This window comes from Duganella guangzhouensis (genome assembly GCF_009674535.1).
GTDB lineage: Bacteria > Pseudomonadota > Gammaproteobacteria > Burkholderiales > Burkholderiaceae_D > Rugamonas > Rugamonas guangzhouensis.
Genome location: NZ_WKJK01000012.1, coordinates 202,561 through 219,149 on the forward strand (window position 1 = coordinate 202,561; position 16,589 = coordinate 219,149).

Consider the following 16,589-nt stretch of genomic DNA (forward strand, 5'->3'; position numbering starts at 1 on the left):
CGCCATTCTAATGGATTATTACTTCAAATATATTACGAGCGTGAAAGTTATTTAATATATAATTATCAACCATGAAACTGATAGCGGAAAAACGATCCCTCAACGACAAGTATGACGTGTTGCGCTTCGTGCGCAACAACGGCAGTTGCAGCGATGCCCTGATGCCGCGTCAAGGCATTCTGCCGCACGATCTGGTGCATTACGTGGTGGAATCAGTGCTGCCGCTGCGGCACGGCTTCCTCAGCCTGCTGGCGCGCGGCGCCGAAGTCCAGCACGTGATGGAGCAAGTGCACGATCAGAACAACCCGCATGTGGCGGTGGAAGCGGTACAGGCCGAGGCCATCGTCGCAGGCTTGCAGGCGCAGCTGTGGAGCGGCGCCTTCGACGAGGCCGCCTTCGTGGCCGGCGCCGCCGCAGCCTGCAGCGCGCGCGACAAGCCACCCTTCGATTTTGGCCAGCTGGCGCTGGATCTTAAAAGCGCGCTATACGACCGCGCGCTGGCGCTGCATCAGCAATGGCAGGCGGCGCCCTACTACAGCACCCTGACGCTGGAATTCAGCCCGCAGCCGGTGTGATGGCTTGAATTACTTGATTTACTTGAGCCAGCCGCGGTGGCGGAAGTACAGGAAGGGCGCGATCGCACTGGCCAGCATCAGCCCCAGCGCCAGCGGGTAGCCCAGATCCCACTCCAGTTCCGGCAGCCACTTGAAGTTCATGCCGTAGATCGACGCGATCAGCGTCGGCGGCAGGAAGGCCACGCTGGCCACCGAGAAGATCTTGATGATCTTATTCTGGTTAATGTTGATGAAACCGACGGTGGCGTCCATCAGGAAGTTGATCTTGTCGAACAGGAAGGACGTGTGGCCGTCCAGCGATTCGATATCGCGCAGAATCTGGCGCGCTTCCTCGAACTGCTCGGAATTGAGCAGACGGCCGCGCATCAGGAAGCTGACCGCGCGCCGCGTATCCATCATGTTGCGGCGGATACGGCCGTTCAAGTCTTCCTCGTGGGCGATGGCGTTCAGCGCGGCGGCCGCGTCCTGATCGGTGAATTCCTTCTGCAGCACGCGGCCGCTGACTTCTTCCAGGTTCTGGTAGATGCCTTCCAGCGCATCGGCCGAATATTCGGCGTCGGTGGCGTACAGGTCCAGCAGCACGTCCATGTAATCGGCGATCGAACCAGGACGCGAACGGGCGCGCATGCGCACCAGGCGGAACACCGGCAGATCATCGGTATGCACCGAGAACAGCATCTTGCGCGCCAGGATGAAAGCCACGGTAACGATGCGCGACGGGCCATCTTCCTCTTCCAGCAGAAAGTCGGTGCGCAGGTGCAGATCGCCGTTTTCAGCCTCGTAATAGCGGGCCGACGCTTCGATATCCTTGACCTCGTCTTCGCCCGGCAGCGTGACGCCGTAAATGGCTTTAACCCAGCTGCGTTCGTCGTCCGTCGGATCGGTCAGATCGACCCAGACCGGTTCGACCTTCTCCAGATCGCCGCGCGTGTCGATGGGCACCTGGTTGAGCCGGCCATTCTGGAGAACGAAAACATTAATCATGGAGTCACGCGCCTTTGGAAACAGCGCAAGTGTACCCGCAAAGCCTGGTTTAAGGTAGATCCGCCGAACCCATGCGGCGCAAAATCACCCCGGTGCGGCGCGCCAGGTAGTTGGAGTCGCGGTGTTTGTCGAAGTAGCGCGGATTGGGCAGCATGACCGCCAGCCGCGCCGCCTGGGCGGCGTTCAGCTTGGCCGCGCTGGTGCCGTAATAATGGCGCGCCGCCGCTTCGGCGCCAAAGGTGCCGGTGCCGAATTCCACCACGTTCAGGTAGATCTCGAAGATGCGCTCTTTCTCCATCAGCGTTTCCAGCATGTAGGTGATGATCAGTTCCTGGCCCTTGCGCAAATAATTGCGCGAGCCGGACAGGAACAAGTTCTTGGCCAGCTGCTGGGTGATGGTGGAGCCGCCCGAGACCACCTTGTGCTTCTTGGTGTTCTTTTCCCACGCCTTCTGCATGGCTTGCCAGTCGACGCCGTCATGCTCGGAGAAGTTGGCGTCCTCGGAGGCGATCACCGCGCGCTTCAGGTTGTTGGAGATGCGGTTGTACGGCACCCACAGCTGCTGGATGTTGGCATTCGGATTTTTCTCGCGCAGCGCCGATTGCTGCTCGCGCATGAAGCTGGTCATCTCGGGATTGTGGTCGACCCACCACCAGATCTGCAGCAGGAAGTACAGCTGCACCACCACAAACAGCAGCAGCGGGATGATGAAGATCCACTTCACCCAGCGCCATTTGCCCGACTTGCCGGCGGCTTTGCTCATAGCTTGGCGCGCAGCGAGGACAGCACGTCAGCCGTGGCCGGCGTCACGCCGCGCCACAGGTTGAACGCTTCGGCGGCCTGTTCGACCAGCATACCTAAGCCGTCGCGCAACTGTGCGCCATGCTGGGCGGCGAACTGCAAGAATACGGTGGGCGCCGCGCCATACATCATGTCCAGCGCCAAAGCGCCGGGCGCGAATACCGTCGGCGCGATCGGCGGCACTTCGGCGCTCAGGCTGGCGGCGGTGCCGTTGATGATGATGTCGTACTGGCCTTCAATCTCGGCAAAGCCGCAGGCCGACACCACGCCCTCACCGCCCAGCGCGGCGAACTGTTCGACCAATTCCTCAGCCTTGGCCACGGTGCGGTTGGCGATCACCAGCTTCGCCGGACGGTGTTCCAGGATCGGCAACACCACGCCGCGCACCGCGCCGCCGGCGCCCAGCAGCAGCACGCGCTTGCCGGTGATGGCGACACCGGCGTTCTGCACGATGTCGGCCACCAGCCCGGCGCCATCGGTGTTGTCGCCGATGATGCCGTCGTCGCTGAACACCAGCGTGTTGACCGCGCCGGCGGCGCGCGCGCGTATCGTCAACGCCTGCGCCAGCTTGACCGCTTCCAGCTTGAACGGCACGGTGACGTTGGCGCCCTTGCCGCCCTCGGCGATGAAGGCACGCACCGCGCCGGCAAAGTCGTCCAGCGGCGCCAGCCGGCGCTCATAGCTGATGTCCTGCCCGGTCTGCACCGCGTAGGCGGCGTGGATTTCTGGTGATTTGCTATGGGCAATCGGGTTGCCGAACACGCAGTAGCGGTCCATATTGTTATCGTCCTCCGCCGCTCAGATCGGCTTCTAGTTTGTCGTCGCGGGTAAATTTAAACGTGGTGATGATCACCCACAGATCATCCCTGTCGTTGGACAGCATATTCGGCGGGAACTTGCCGAACGGCGCCGAGCGGCGCACGATGCGCATCGCGGCTTCGTCCAGCGCCGGATTGCCGGAGCTGCGCTCAACCTTGATGCCGCCCTCTTTGTCGTAAATGGTGCCGTCCTGGAACACCGGGATCGACAGCATCAGCTGGCCATACAGCTTGCGCCCGTTCGCGTTGGGGAAGTTCAGCGTGCCGAAATCCTCGATGCGCTTCTGCATGGTCTTGTAATACGCGGCATAACCGGCCTCGCGCGTGCTTGGCGTGATCATGGTTTTCTTCGGCCGCTTGTTCTGGTCCTCGATGGTTTCGCTGATCTCGGCCACGCGGCGCGCGATCGCCTTGCTTGATTCCAGCAGGTCGGCGCCGGTTGGCGTCGGGTCTGGCTTGTTCTGCTCGGTGATCGGCGGCGCCGTCAGCTCGGAGCGCGAGTGCACTTGCGTCAGCAGGTTTTTCTGGCGCTCCTCCAGTTCCTGGATGCGGCGCTTGGTGGCTTTGACGCTGTCGCCCATCTCGGTCTTGCGCATGTCCGGCATCGGCGACTTGGAGCGGCCCTGGTCGACATTGCCGCCGCCGTCCAGGTTGACCTGGGCCACGGCGTCGGCCTTCAGCGGCGCGCGGTTGTGCTTGGCGTTGACCAGGATCACTTCCAGCCCAGGATCGGTCGGCTGCAGCGGCGCCGGCGTCGGCGCCACAAAGCGCACCGCCAGCATGGCGGCATGCGCCGCCAGCGAAACGCCGAGGGCGAGGTACAGCAAGCGATTTTCCTGGAAAGACTTCACGCAGTGGCCGGTCTGAAAAAGATGAGGCTGATTTTACACGTCATTCCGCCGCTGGCTGCTCGGCTGCGGCCTCGACCGCCACTTCCGGCGCGTCGACCGCTTGCTCCGGCGCGTCCTCGACTTCTTCCTCGTCGAAATCAACCTCGGCGGCCACAGCGTCGGTCGGGATTTCCAGCACCCGCGCTTCGATGGTCAGATCGACCTCGTCCCAGCGCAGAATATCCAGCTTGACCTGGGCACCACGCGCCACCGACGGCATGCCCGGCAGACGGATAATCAGCGGAATATCGGTCAGGCGCAGCACTTCATCCTTCAGCACCACCGCCTCAACCTGGCGCGCATTCTCCTGGCCCAGCCAGCGCAAGCACCAGTAGCGTTCCATATTGGCCTGGTGATCCGCATAGGCCGAGTAAGCCGCGTCAAACTGCGACACAATCGCGAACAGCTCCGCATCCTTGTGCTTGAAGTGCGCGACCAGCGGCGCCATCACGCCCTTCTCGGCGCAAGCCAGAATCTGCCACTGGTTGACCAGGTCGGTATAACGGCGTAGCGGCGAGGTCGACCAGGCGTACTGATCGACGCCCAAGCCTTCGTGCGGCGCGGCGTGGGTCAGCATGCGCACCTGCATCTTGGCGTTCCAGCCACCGACACCGCGACCCTGGCTGCGATAAATACCGGGCACGCCGTTGTCGTGCATCAGCTTGCCCCAGGTGCTGTTGGCGAAGATCATCAGCTCGGCCACGATCTTGTCCAGCGGCGCGCCGCGCTTGCGGCGGGTGACGCTGACCACGTCGTCTTCAACGTAGAAGTTGTAATCGACGCGGTTATTCTGTTCCGGCTTCAGGCCAAAGCCCTCGCGCTTGACCATGCGCGCCGCTTCCAGCACCTGCGCCCATTGCCAGATCAGACCCAGCGACTCCTTGTGCGGATACTCGCCCTCGCCGCTGGCCAGCGTCTCTTCGTTGACCAGGTCGTCCAGATCATTGTGACGCAGGTTGTTAGCGATCGGCACCAGCTCGGCGCGGGTTTCGGTGGCCAGCACCGACCAGTCGGCCGGATTCAGCGTGGCGTACAGCGACAGCGCCGGGCAGGTCTTGCCCTCGGCCAGCGTGAAGGCGTTGACGATGCTATCCGGCAGCATGGTGATCTTATCGCCCGGCATGTAGACGGTGGACATGCGGCCGCGCGCGATCTTGTCGACCGCGTCGTCCGGCTTGATGCCCAGGCCCGGTGCCGCAATGTGGATGCCGATCTTGACGTTGCCGTCGGCCAGCTTGGTGACCGAGAACGCGTCGTCGATTTCGGTGGTGGTGACGTCGTCGATCGAGAACGCCTGGACGTCCGCCACCGGCAGATTGGCCGACGCGCTTGGCACCGGCACGTCCGGGAAGCCGGCGCCTTTCGGGAAGTTCTCGAACAGGAACTTGGCCATGTGCAGCGCCTTCGGCGACTGCACGCCACCCACCGCCAGCATCAGCCGCTGCGGGTTGGTGTGCAGCTCGGTGCAAGCGGCGTCCAGCGCCTTGTATTCGATCGAATTCTTGTCCGGCTTGAACAGCAGTTGCAGCACGATGTTTTGCATCGATTCCGGCAGCTGGTTGGCCTTCAACTGATCGACATAGCCGGCCTGCACCAGCGCCTGCTGTTTCTTTTTCTCGATGCCGGCCAAGGCCGCGCGCAGCGATTGCTCGGGCGCGGCCTTGTAGCGGCCACGGCCTTTTTTATAGAAATAGATCGGCGACGAATGCAGGCTCAGGATCAGACCAGCCGCCTCGGCCGGCTGCGGCGCGTGGCCGAAGTATTCGGCGCCCAGCTCGGCAAAGCCGAACTCTTCCTCACCGGCGACTTCCCACAGGAATTCCAGATCGATCTCGGCGGCGATGGCCTTGGCCTGCTCCATCAGTTCGGCCGGGGCCGGCTTGTCGAACTGCAGCAGCACGTCCTTGGTCTTGACCTTGGTGCGCTTGCCGCTGGCCATTTCGACCTGATATGCCTCGCCGGCCTGCGTCATCACGGTGCCGACCTTGAAATCGCCGGACTCTTCAAAAAATACATTCATCGTAGGTTGTCGTTCGTTTTAATCAGTTCCAGTACGGCGGGCAAAAATACTTCGGTCACCAGCAGCGTACCTTGCCGGCGCCGATACAGACAGCGCCGTGCATATAATATGGGGGCATCGACAGCGGCAGCGCCGCTTTCCACCAGTGCCGCGCGTGCGCGCTGCGCCAGGGGATGCCCTTCTCGCAATCTTGCAAATTCCAAAACACCGCGCCGCACCAGCGGATCGCCAAACAGCGTGCTGCCCAGCGAACGCTCGCCCAGCGCGCTGAACAGCGGCCAATCCGCCGCCGTGGCGCTGGTCGGCACCACGGTGTGCGCAAACACCGCAGGCGTATTATCACACCTCAGCAGCACTTCCCTCTCCCACACGCGGCCGGCGTGATGCAAACCGATCACGGCCGCCTCGTCGCTGAGGCAGCGCGCGGTGCGCTGGTGCAGGCACTGCACGCGAAAATTGTCGCTATGCGCCTTCAGGCGCGCGGTCAGCGAACCGGCTTCAGTCAGCCACGGCAGGTAGCCGGCCGGCGCGTTCAGCGCCAGCACGTGCGGCTGCCATTGCGCCTGCCGCAGCGAGGCGCCACGCCGAGCCGCGCTCAAGAACGCGCCCCGACGCCGCAGAATGCCAATACCTCGTCCACATATTGCGGGAATTCCGACACAGCATGGTCGCTGCCTTCAATCACGTGCTGACGCGCGCCGGCGTAGTGGGCCACCATGTCGCGATAGTCCAGCACTTCGTCGCCGGTGGCGGCCAGCAGGAAATAACGTTCCGGCTTGCTAATCTGTGGCACTTCCAGTGTGTGCAGTTCAGCGATGTATTCGCGCTTGAACTCAAACGGTTCGTCGGAGTGGAACTGGGTGGTGACGCCAACGTGCTTGTCCAGATCCAGCTGCGGCACCACGGCCGGATTGACCAGCACCGCGCGACAGCCGATGCGCTCGGCCAGCCAGGTGGCGTAAAAGCCGCCCAGCGACGAGCCGATGATGCTCAGCTCGGCGATCGGGATGCAATCCACCAGCGACAGCGCCAACTCCATCGCCAGCTTGGGCGAGGCCGGCAGTTGCGGCGAAATCAGCTGATCGGCCAGCCCCAGCGCCGCCATGCGCTCGCCGACCACGCGCGCCTTCATCGACTGCGGCGAGGAACGGAAGCCATGCAGATACAGAATCATCAGGCCAGTGCTTTCAGGATTTTGTCGTGGATGCCGCCGAAGCCGCCGTTGCTCATCACAATAATATGGTCGCCCGGCTGCGCGGCCTGGGCGATGGCGGCGACCAGCGCGTCGATGTCTTCATAGGCGCTGGCGATCTCGCCCAGTGGCGCCAGCGCGGCGCCGACACTCCAGCCCAGCGATTTCTCAACGCCGTAGCCGAACACCAGGTCGGCGTCGTGCAAGCTGCCGGGCAGCGCATCCTTCATCGCGCCCAGCTTCATGGTGTTGGAGCGTGGCTCCAGCACCGCCAGGATGCGGCCGCTCTGGCCGATCTTCTGGCGCAGGCCGCCGACGGTGGTGGCGATCGCGGTCGGATGGTGGGCGAAGTCGTCGTACACGGTAATGTTATTGACGACACCACGCACTTCCATGCGGCGCTTGACGTTCTCGAAGGTGGCCAGCGATTTGGCCGCCTGCGCGATCGGCACGCCGACGTGACGCGCGGCGGCAATCGCGGCCAGCGCGTTGGCGCGGTTGTGCTTGCCGGTCAGCTGCCATTCAACGCGGCCCTGTAGCTCGCCTTTGAAAATCACGTCGAACGTGCCGTCATCGTATTCGTTCAGCGCCCAATCGGTGCCGTCGGCGCGGCCGAAGCTTTCCTGCTCGCTCCAGCAGCCGCGCTTGAGCACGCGCTGCAGCGCGTCCTCATCGCCATTGACGATGACCCGGCCGATGCCGGGCACGGTGCGCACCAGGTGGTGGAATTGGGTTTCGATCGCGCCCAGATCGGGGAAGATGTCGGCGTGATCGTATTCCAGATTGTTCAGGATGGCGGTCTTGGCGTGGTAGTGCACGAACTTGCTGCGCTTGTCGAAGAAGGCGGTGTCGTACTCGTCCGCCTCGATCACGAAGAAGATCGAGTCTTTATCACCCTGCATGCGGGCCGAGACGCCGAAGTTCTTCGGCACGCCGCCGATCAGGAAGCCGGGCGCGTAGCCGGCGTCTTCCAAAATCCAGGTCAGCATGGCGGTGGTGGTGGTCTTGCCATGCGTGCCGGCCACGGCCAACACCCATTTGTCTCTTAATATATGGTCGCCGATCCACTGCGGGCCGGATACATACGGCAGGCCGCGATTCATGATTTCCTCAATCAGCGGATTGCCGCGCGTAACCACGTTGCCGATCACGTACAGGTCCGGCTTCAGTTCGATCTGCTCGGGGCCGTAGCCGGTAATCAGCTCGATACCCTGGGCTTCCAGCTGGGTGCTCATCGGCGGATAGACGTTGGCGTCGCAACCGGTGACGCGGTGACCCGCTTCTTTGGCCAACACGGCCAGACCGCCCATGAAGGTGCCGCAAATACCGAGGATATGAATATGCATAGTAGTGAAGACAACGTGTGAATACGCGATTTTACCCGACCGCGCCGCGCTTTTCGCGGTTCAGAGTATTATCTCGTCCATGACTTCCAATGTGAACGAAGAACTCCAGCTCCTGCGTGCCGAGATTGCGGCGGCCGCCGCGCGTCTCATCGCGGAGGATGGTGCCGACTACAACACCGCCAAACGCAAGGCGGCGCGGCAGATCCTGGGCGACACCCAGCCGCCGCTGAACCTGCTGCCGGACAATGCGCAGATCGAGGCCGAGGTGCGCATTTACCAGTCGCTGTTCCACGCCGACAGCCAGCCGGCCCGGCTGTTCCGGCTGCGCACGCTGGCGGTCGACATCATGGGAGGGCTGGAGAAATTCCAGCCCTATCTGACCGGCTCGGTCCTCAACGGCACCGCCGGCGCCCATGACGACATTCATTTGCAGCTGTTCGCCGACAGCGCCAAGGAAGTCGAGATCTTCCTACTGAACCGGAATATACAAATCGACATCTCCGAGACGCCGCACTTCAAGGGACCGCGCTACGGCGCGGTCGAAACCGTCAGCTTCATGTGGCACAAGGAAGGCGTGCATGCCGCCATCTATGAACTGGACGATTTGCGCGGCGCCGTCAAAACCCGTGGCGACGGCAAACTGGCCCGGGCCGACCTGGCCGCCGTGCGCGCCCTATTAGTTAACAGTACTCATCCTCCTCATCATGAATAAACGCCATCTCACCGCCTACGCGGTCGTTGCCATCCTGTTTGCCGCCACCGGCGCCTACACCGGCCTGCGCCAGAGCGCGCCCCCCGTGACCACCGCCCAGCCAGCCGGCGTGACCGGTCCGGTCGCCGCCCTGTTCAAGGAAACCCTGCCGGACGCCAAGGGCGTGGCCACCTCGCTGGCGCAATATAAAGGCAAGGCCATGCTGGTCAATTTCTGGGCAACCTGGTGCGCGCCATGCGTGCAGGAGATGCCGGAGCTGTCCACGCTGTCGGCCGGAGAAGAGGGCAAGAAGCTGCAAGTTATCGGCATTGGTATTGATTCGCCGTCAAATATCACAGAATTTAGCGACAAATACAAAATTACCTACCCGGTGCTGGTGGCCGGCATGAGCGGCACCGATTTGTCGCGCCAGTTCGGCAATACCCAGGGTGGCCTGCCCTTCACGGTGCTGATCGGCGCCGATGGCCAGGTCAAGAAGACTTACCTCGGCAAACTGAAATTCGATGAGCTGCGCAAAGATTTAGCAACTCTGTAAGAAGTTTCATAAGTTTTTTTCTCTTGCCAAATGTCCGCAGTTGGCGTCAAAATGCGGATCTTTCGCGGAGAAGGCTCAAGAATCATGGCAAAAAACCTCCTATTGCTCAACGGACCCAACCTGAATTTGCTGGGGACGCGTGAGCCCGAGGTCTACGGCGCAAGCACTTTGGCCGACATCGAACAGGCTGCTGTGGCACAAGCCCAGGCCGCCGGTGCGAGCTTGTCTTGCTTCCAGAGCAACCACGAAGGTGCACTGATCGACCGCATCCATGCCGCTCGTCTGGAGGGCGTGGACGCCATCGTCATCAATCCGGGCGGACTGACCCATACCAGCGTGGCCTTGCGCGACGCTCTGGCAGGGGTGGCCATTCCGTTTGTGGAAGTGCATATTTCGAATGTTTACCAGCGCGAGTCGTTTCGCCACCACTCATTTCTTAGCGCGATTGCAATAGGCACGATTTGCGGACTGGGTATCGAAGGATATCGGTTTGCCATCGACTTCGTTCTTAAAAAGCGATAACCTACGCGATCTGCGCGCATTTTAGCCCGGCAGTCGTCCACAAGACGGCGCCGCTCAACTGACAAAACACGATATTCCTGGGGGTTACATGGATCTACGCAAGCTGAAGACCTTGATTGATTTGGTCGCGGAATCGGACATCGCCGAACTCGAAGTGACCGAAGGCGAGAGCAAAGTCCGCATCGTCAAATCGTCGGCCCTGCCGCAAAATCAGATGGTCATGATGCAGCCGCAAGCCATCCCGCAATACAGCACCGCCGCTGCCGCAGCGCCGGTCGCCGCCCCAGCCGCCGCAGCGCCAGCCGCTGCCGCCGAGCCTACCGGCCACATCGTCAAATCGCCGATGGTTGGCACCTTCTACCGCTCGTCCGCTCCAGGCGCCTCGGCGTTTGTTGAAGTCGGCCAGTCGGTCAAAGAAGGCGACACCCTGTGCATCATCGAAGCGATGAAACTGCTGAACGAAATCGACGCCGACAAAACCGGCACCATCACCCAGATCCTGGTCGAGAACGGCCAGCCGGTCGAATTCGGCCAACCGCTGTTTGTGATCGGCTAAGAAAGGCTGGCGCCCTGCCCCGCCGGTACGGGCGCCCCTTTCCTGGTCCGCAATCCCTCCTCACCTGACGCAGCCATCCGGCGCTCACAGACATAGCGAACCTATCATGTTTGAAAAAATCCTTATTGCCAACCGCGGCGAAATCGCCCTCCGTATCCAGCGCGCCTGCCGCGAACTGGGCATCAAAACGGTCGTGGTCCACTCGGAAGCAGACAAAGACGCCAAATACGTGAAGTTGGCCGATGAGTCGGTCTGCATCGGCCCGGCCCCGTCGGCGCTGAGCTACCTGAATATGCCAGCCATCATCAGCGCGGCCGAAGTCACCGACGCCGAAGCGATCCACCCCGGCTATGGCTTCCTCTCGGAAAACGCCGACTTCGCCGAGCGCGTGGAAAAATCCGGCTTCGTCTTCATCGGCCCGCGTTCCGATTCGATCCGCCTGATGGGCGACAAGGTCACCGCCAAGCAAGCCATGATCAAGGCCGGCGTGCCATGCGTGCCGGGCTCGGAAGGCGCGCTGCCGGACGATCCGAAAGCCATCGTGCAAATCGCCCGCAAGGTCGGTTATCCGGTCATTATTAAAGCGGCCGGCGGCGGCGGCGGTCGCGGCATGCGCGTGGTGCATACCGAAGCGGCGCTGATCAATGCCGTGCAGATGACCAAGTCGGAAGCCGGTGCGGCCTTCGGCAATCCGGAAGTCTATATGGAGAAGTTCCTGGAAAATCCGCGTCACGTGGAAATCCAGATTCTGGCCGACGAACACAAGAACGCCGTCTGGCTGGGCGAACGCGACTGCTCGATGCAGCGCCGCCACCAGAAGGTGATCGAGGAAGCACCGGCGCCGGGCATCCCACGCAAGCTGATCGAAAAAGTCGGCGAGCGCTGTGCTGAAGCCTGCCGCAAGATCGGCTATCGCGGCGCCGGCACCTTCGAGTTCCTGTATGAAAACGGCGAGTTCTATTTCATCGAAATGAACACCCGCGTGCAGGTCGAACACCCGGTCACCGAGATGATCACCGGCATCGACATCGTGCAGGAACAGATCCGCATCGCCGCCGGCGAGAAGCTGCGCTTCCGTCAGCGTGACGTGATGCTGTCCGGCCACGCCATCGAGTGCCGCATCAACGCCGAAGACCCGTTCAAATTTACCCCGTCGCCAGGCCGCATCACCGCCTGGCACGTGCCGGGCGGCCCGGGCGTGCGCGTCGACTCGCACTCGTATGCGGGTTATTATGTGCCACCGCACTACGATTCGATGATCGGCAAGGTCATTTCCTATGGCGCCACCCGCGAGCAGGCAATCCGCCGCATGCAGATCGCGCTGTCGGAAATGGTGGTCGAAGGCATTCTGACCAACATCCCGCTGCACCGCGAGCTGATGGTCGACGCCCGTTTCATCGAAGGCGGCACCAATATTCACTACCTGGAACACAAGCTGGCCGACATGCCGGACTTGAACAAACTGAGTCTGGGTAACAAAGCGTAATTCAAAGGTTAAACATGAGCTGGACTGAAATTGTCATCGAAATCGCCCGCGACCACGCGGAAGCACTGTCGGAAGCGCTGATGGACGTCGGCGCGCTGTCGGTGTCCGTGGAAGACGCGGACGAAGGCACCGACGCGGAAAGACCGCTGTTCGGCGAGCCGGGCATGGAGCCCACCGAAGCGGCCTGGGATCACAGCCGCGTGGTGGCCCTGACCGACGAGGATGACGATCAGGCTGTGATCGTGGCGGCCGCGGCTGGCCAGATCGGCCTCACCACCCTGCCCAAGTTCACCACCCGCAAGGTGGAGGAGCAGGACTGGGTGCGTCTGACCCAGTCGCAGTTCGCGCCTATCCACATCGGCAAGAACATCTGGGTGGTGCCGTCGTGGCACGAGGCGCCGAATCCGGACGCGCTGATACTGGAGCTGGACCCGGGTCTGGCGTTCGGCACCGGCAGCCATCCGACCACCCGTCTGTGCATGGAGTGGCTGGAGGCGCATCCGGCCCCAGGCAAGAGCGTGCTCGACTACGGTTGCGGTTCCGGCATTCTGGCCATGGTGGCCAAGAAGACTGGCGCCGGCGAAGTGGTGGGCGTGGACATCGATCCGCAGGCGATCGAGTCGGCGGCCGACAACGCCGCCCGCAACAACTGCGAGATCACCTACTTCCTGCCGGATAACTTTGCCGAGTCCAAGCATGCGACGCAGCGCTTTGACATCGTGGTGGCCAACATCCTGTCCAGCCCGCTGAAGCTGATGGCGCCGATGCTGTCCGGCCGCGTCGCCGATGGCGGTGCGCTGATTTTGTCCGGCGTGCTGGCGCGTCAGGCCGAGGAAGTGGCGGCGGCGTATGCGCCGTTCATCAAGCTGGGCGTGTGGGCCGAGCAAGACGGCTGGGTCGCGCTGCATGGCCGCCTCGGCAGTGATACTGTTCCCGCTGCGCGTTAAGCCCGGCAATGGCGCTCGCCACCAAATGCCCCCACTGCAACACGGTATTTCGGGTCGCCCATGACCAGCTGAAATTACGTGGGGGCGTGGTGCGCTGCGGCTCCTGCAATGAAGTTTTTGATGGCAACGCGGCGCTGCTGGAGCCGCTGCCAACCACCCCTCTCCCCCATCCCGTCGCCTTCGACCAGAGAATGGCCGCGCTCGATACGCGCGCGGCCGAAGTGCTGTACGCCGAAGAGGCCGACCCGGTGCTGGAGCTCGACAGCCTGACCGACGAGCCGGCAGCCGACACGCCGACCGCCGATGCCTCCGCCGCCGACTTCGATGCCGAGCCGGACGTCGCTGCGGCGGCCCCCGCCCAGATCCCGCTGCCCGCCGCGCCAGCCGCGCTGCCGGCCAACACCGACGCCCTGTTCGACCTCGATCTGGACATCGAATCCGAGCCCGATCTGGAAGCCAGCAGCGAGCCCGAAGTCAGCCCGACACCGGCCGCCGAACCGACGCTCGATGACGTACTCGACGTCGACAGCATGAGCGAGGACGAACTGGAAGCCGCGCTGGAAGCGGAACTGGAAGCCATGGAGCAAACCCTGGCCGACGTCCCGCACGACGCCGACGGCCTGCCCGCCGGCGAAGACATCTACGCCGGCATGTCCGGCGGCCGCGTCGAACCGACCTGGGACGATGACGCGCTGGACGAGCCGCAAGCCGGCGCCGGTCCCGGCCTGCACAACGCCCTGGCCGCCGCCGACGCCGCCATCTTCGACGATGACGACACGCCACCCGCGCGCGCCACCGCCGCCCCGGCTGCCGCCGACGACGAAGCCGATGCCGAGATCGACGCCGATGCCGCCTACCGCGCCAGCGTAGCCGCCGCCGAAGCCAATCTCGCCGCCGCCAGCGCCGAAGCCTTGGCCGACACCCTGCCCGCCGAGCGCACCAACGCCGCGCTGCCCGACGCCGAATCCGCGCCCCCGGTCGCCGCCACGCAAGCATCCACGCTGCCTGCCCGCCCACTGCGCGACGACGAACTCGACGAAGCCGACGAAGAAGCCCTGGTCCACCTCTCCGCCGCCGGCATGACCGAAGCGCAGAGCGCCAGCGCCCACGCCTACCTGCACGCCCACAGCGTGGAAGAAGCGCCAGCCTACGAAGACCACGCCCAGCCGGAAGAACCCGGCTTCGTCAAACGCGACCGCCAACGCCAGAAATACGGCAAGGTCACCACCATCGCCATGAGCGCCGGCTCGGTGCTGCTGGTCGGCGCCCTGCTGCTGCAAGCCGTCACCACCTTCCGCAACGCGCTGGCCGCCAACATGCCGGCACTGAAGCCGGCGCTGACCGCCACCTGCCAGGCAATCGGCTGCAAAATCGAACTGCCGACCCAAATCGACGACCTCACCATCGAACAGGGCGAACTGCAAACCCTGAGCGACACCACGTTCTCCTTCACCACCCTGCTGCGCAACCAGAGCGCCACCGCGCAAGCCTGGCCCGCGATTGAACTGGTGCTGGACGACGACAAGGACAAGCAAGTGCTGCGCCGCGTGTTCACCCCGCGCGACTATCTGAGCGCCGACACCGCGCTCGACAAAGGCTTTGCCCCACACACCGAACAAGCCGTTAAACTGTACTTTGAACTGCACGACCTGAAAGCATCCGGCTATCACATCGCAGTCTTCTATCCATAAAGACCTATCATGACCCAGACCTCTTTGATTTGCGGCTCGATCGCGATCGACACCATCCTGCAATTCCCCAACCGCTTCGACAGCATCCTGCTGCCGGACCAGCTGCACAAGGTGAATGTGTCATTCCTGGCGCCGACCATGCGCACCGAATTCGGCGGCTGCGCGCCCAACATCGCCTACAACCTGCAGATGCTGGGCGGCCAGCCGCGCATCGTCGGCGTCATGGGCCAGGACAACGCCGCCTACATGGCGCGCTTCCGCAAACTGGGTCTGGCCACCGACAATATCCTGATCAAGGAAGACGCCTACAACGCCCAGTGCTTCGTCACCGCCGACCAGGATAACAACCAGATCAACGCCTTCCACCCGGGCGCCATGTCGTACGCACATGAGAATGAAGTGGCCAAGGCCGGCCCGGCGCGCATCGCCATCATCTCGCCGGACGGCCATCTGGGCATGAAGAAGCACGCCGACGACCTGGCCGCGCTGAAGATCCCGTTCATCTTCGATCCGGGCCAGCAGCTGCCGATGTTCAATGGCGAAGAGCTGATCGCCTTCATCGACAAGGCCACCTACGTCACCACCAACGATTATGAGATTGAACTGCTGACCGAGCGCACCGGCCTGTCGCTGGCGGACATCGCCAGCCGCGTCGAGGCGCTGATCATCACCCGTGGCGAGCAGGGTTCGGAGATTCATACCGGCGGCCAGCGCATCGACATCCCAGCGGTGCCGGTGGCGGCCGCGCTGGACCCGACCGGCTGCGGCGACGCCTATCGCGCCGGTCTGCTGTTCGGCATCACCAATGGCTGGAGCTGGGAGAACACCGGCCGCCTGGCCAGCCTGCTGGGCGCGATCAAGATCGCCCACAAAGGGGCGCAGAACCACCGCTTCACGCCGGCGGAAATCGCCGACCAGTTTGAAGCGGCGTTCGGTTACCGCTTCTAACGACTAAGCACCGGCGAAGGCCACGCCCAGCAGCAGCTGGGCGATTTGCAGCAGGATCAGCGCCACCAGCAGCGACAGATCCAGACTCCCCACCAGCGGCACCACGCGGCGGATAGGCCGCAGCAGCGGCTCGTTCAGCGCGCGCACGAACGGCGCCAGCGGCGCATGCGGATTGACCCAGCTGAAGATCGCCTCGATCACCAGCAGCGCCATAAAGCCATACAGTATCCACTCCAGGAAGCGATGGCAGGCCGCCAGCAACACCATCGGCGCCGGCCAGCCGACCAGGAACCACACCGAGGTGGCCGCCAGCACGATCAGGAACGCGCCGATCAGACTGGCCCAGTCATAGCCACCCACGCCCGGCACGATGCGGCGCAGCGGGCGCACCAGCCAGTCCGACAATTGGAAAGTGAACTGCGCCACCGACGATGGCGGCCGCACGCGGATCGCCTGCATCCAGAAGCGGAGCAGCAGGGCTCCACCCAGCAGGGCGGCGATGGCGTCGACAATCAACTTGATAATACTAATCAGCACGGAACCCCTCCAATAAAAAAGCCGCTGTG

The 16,589-nt window shown here is 63.1% G+C and carries 18 protein-coding genes; 9 read left to right on the forward strand and 9 right to left on the reverse strand.

Annotated elements, in window-relative coordinates:
* Positions 1-71: 71 nt before the first annotated feature.
* Positions 72-575, forward strand: a complete 504-nt coding sequence (locus tag GJ699_RS22365; protein WP_154380432.1) for a hypothetical protein — start codon at positions 72-74, stop codon at positions 573-575.
* 18 nt (positions 576-593) lie between these two features.
* On the opposite strand, the gene corA is transcribed toward GJ699_RS22365, so the two are convergent.
* From corA to mpl, 8 genes are read right to left on the reverse strand one after another with little or no spacing between them, the layout of a single operon-like run.
* A complete protein-coding gene (corA, locus tag GJ699_RS22370; RefSeq protein ID WP_154380434.1) occupies positions 594-1,559 on the reverse strand; it encodes a magnesium/cobalt transporter CorA in 966 nt (321 codons plus the stop codon).
* Between the two features lie 49 nt (positions 1,560-1,608).
* Complete coding sequence (gene mtgA, locus GJ699_RS22375; RefSeq protein WP_154380436.1) at positions 1,609-2,322, reverse strand: monofunctional biosynthetic peptidoglycan transglycosylase; 714 nt, start codon at positions 2,320-2,322, stop codon at positions 1,609-1,611.
* Entirely contained in the window at positions 2,319-3,137 is an 819-nt protein-coding gene (gene aroE, locus GJ699_RS22380) for a shikimate dehydrogenase (RefSeq protein WP_154380438.1), read from the reverse strand. The genes mtgA and aroE overlap by 4 nt, the downstream gene beginning before the upstream one ends.
* A 4-nt stretch (positions 3,138-3,141) precedes the next feature.
* Positions 3,142-4,029 carry a TonB family protein gene (locus GJ699_RS22385; protein WP_371867630.1) on the reverse strand — a complete coding sequence of 296 codons (888 nt, stop codon included), beginning with the start codon at positions 4,027-4,029 and terminating at the stop codon, positions 3,142-3,144.
* 40 nt (positions 4,030-4,069) lie between these two features.
* Entirely contained in the window at positions 4,070-6,088 is a 2,019-nt protein-coding gene (locus tag GJ699_RS22390) for an RNB domain-containing ribonuclease (RefSeq protein WP_154380442.1), read from the reverse strand.
* Positions 6,085-6,687 (reverse strand): chorismate--pyruvate lyase family protein, encoded by a 603-nt coding sequence (locus GJ699_RS22395; RefSeq protein WP_154380444.1) that lies wholly within the window; start codon positions 6,685-6,687, stop codon positions 6,085-6,087. The genes GJ699_RS22390 and GJ699_RS22395 overlap by 4 nt, the downstream gene beginning before the upstream one ends.
* Positions 6,684-7,262 (reverse strand): YqiA/YcfP family alpha/beta fold hydrolase, encoded by a 579-nt coding sequence (locus tag GJ699_RS22400; protein ID WP_154380446.1) that lies wholly within the window; start codon positions 7,260-7,262, stop codon positions 6,684-6,686. Before GJ699_RS22400 ends, GJ699_RS22395 begins: the two co-directional genes overlap by 4 nt.
* Positions 7,262-8,656 (reverse strand): UDP-N-acetylmuramate:L-alanyl-gamma-D-glutamyl-meso-diaminopimelate ligase, encoded by a 1,395-nt coding sequence (gene mpl, locus GJ699_RS22405; RefSeq protein ID WP_371867636.1) that lies wholly within the window; start codon positions 8,654-8,656, stop codon positions 7,262-7,264. Before mpl ends, GJ699_RS22400 begins: the two co-directional genes overlap by 1 nt.
* A gap of 49 nt (positions 8,657-8,705) precedes the next feature.
* On the opposite strand from mpl, the gene GJ699_RS22410 reads away from it, so the two are divergent.
* The 8 genes from GJ699_RS22410 (at position 8,706) to GJ699_RS22450 (ending at position 16,023) form a co-directional block, all read left to right on the forward strand.
* Positions 8,706-9,338 carry a hypothetical protein gene (locus GJ699_RS22410; RefSeq protein ID WP_154380450.1) on the forward strand — a complete coding sequence of 211 codons (633 nt, stop codon included), beginning with the start codon at positions 8,706-8,708 and terminating at the stop codon, positions 9,336-9,338.
* Positions 9,331-9,873, forward strand: a complete 543-nt coding sequence (locus GJ699_RS22415) for a TlpA family protein disulfide reductase (RefSeq protein WP_154380452.1) — start codon at positions 9,331-9,333, stop codon at positions 9,871-9,873. Before GJ699_RS22410 ends, GJ699_RS22415 begins: the two co-directional genes overlap by 8 nt.
* Before the next feature lie 84 nt (positions 9,874-9,957).
* Entirely contained in the window at positions 9,958-10,395 is a 438-nt protein-coding gene (gene aroQ / locus GJ699_RS22420) for a type II 3-dehydroquinate dehydratase (protein WP_154380454.1), read from the forward strand.
* A gap of 88 nt (positions 10,396-10,483) precedes the next feature.
* Positions 10,484-10,951 carry an acetyl-CoA carboxylase biotin carboxyl carrier protein gene (accB, locus tag GJ699_RS22425; protein WP_154380456.1) on the forward strand — a complete coding sequence of 156 codons (468 nt, stop codon included), beginning with the start codon at positions 10,484-10,486 and terminating at the stop codon, positions 10,949-10,951.
* A gap of 106 nt (positions 10,952-11,057) precedes the next feature.
* Positions 11,058-12,437: an acetyl-CoA carboxylase biotin carboxylase subunit gene (accC, locus tag GJ699_RS22430; protein WP_154380458.1), complete on the forward strand. Its 1,380-nt coding sequence runs from the start codon at positions 11,058-11,060 to the stop codon at positions 12,435-12,437.
* A gap of 14 nt (positions 12,438-12,451) precedes the next feature.
* Positions 12,452-13,384 (forward strand): 50S ribosomal protein L11 methyltransferase, encoded by a 933-nt coding sequence (prmA, locus tag GJ699_RS22435; RefSeq protein WP_154380460.1) that lies wholly within the window; start codon positions 12,452-12,454, stop codon positions 13,382-13,384.
* A gap of 8 nt (positions 13,385-13,392) precedes the next feature.
* The gene (locus GJ699_RS22445) at positions 13,393-15,075 is read left to right on the forward strand and encodes a DUF3426 domain-containing protein (RefSeq protein WP_229262235.1); all 1,683 of its coding nucleotides are present in this window, start codon (positions 13,393-13,395) and stop codon (positions 15,073-15,075) included.
* Positions 15,076-15,084: 9 nt separating this feature from the next.
* On the forward strand, positions 15,085-16,023 hold the full coding sequence (locus GJ699_RS22450) for a carbohydrate kinase family protein (protein WP_154380462.1): 939 nt from the start codon (positions 15,085-15,087) through the stop codon (positions 16,021-16,023).
* A 3-nt stretch (positions 16,024-16,026) separates the two neighbouring features.
* Here GJ699_RS22450 and GJ699_RS22455 read toward each other — a convergent pair whose 3' ends face one another.
* Entirely contained in the window at positions 16,027-16,560 is a 534-nt protein-coding gene (locus tag GJ699_RS22455; protein ID WP_371867631.1) for a YggT family protein, read from the reverse strand.
* Positions 16,561-16,589 lie beyond the last annotated feature (29 nt).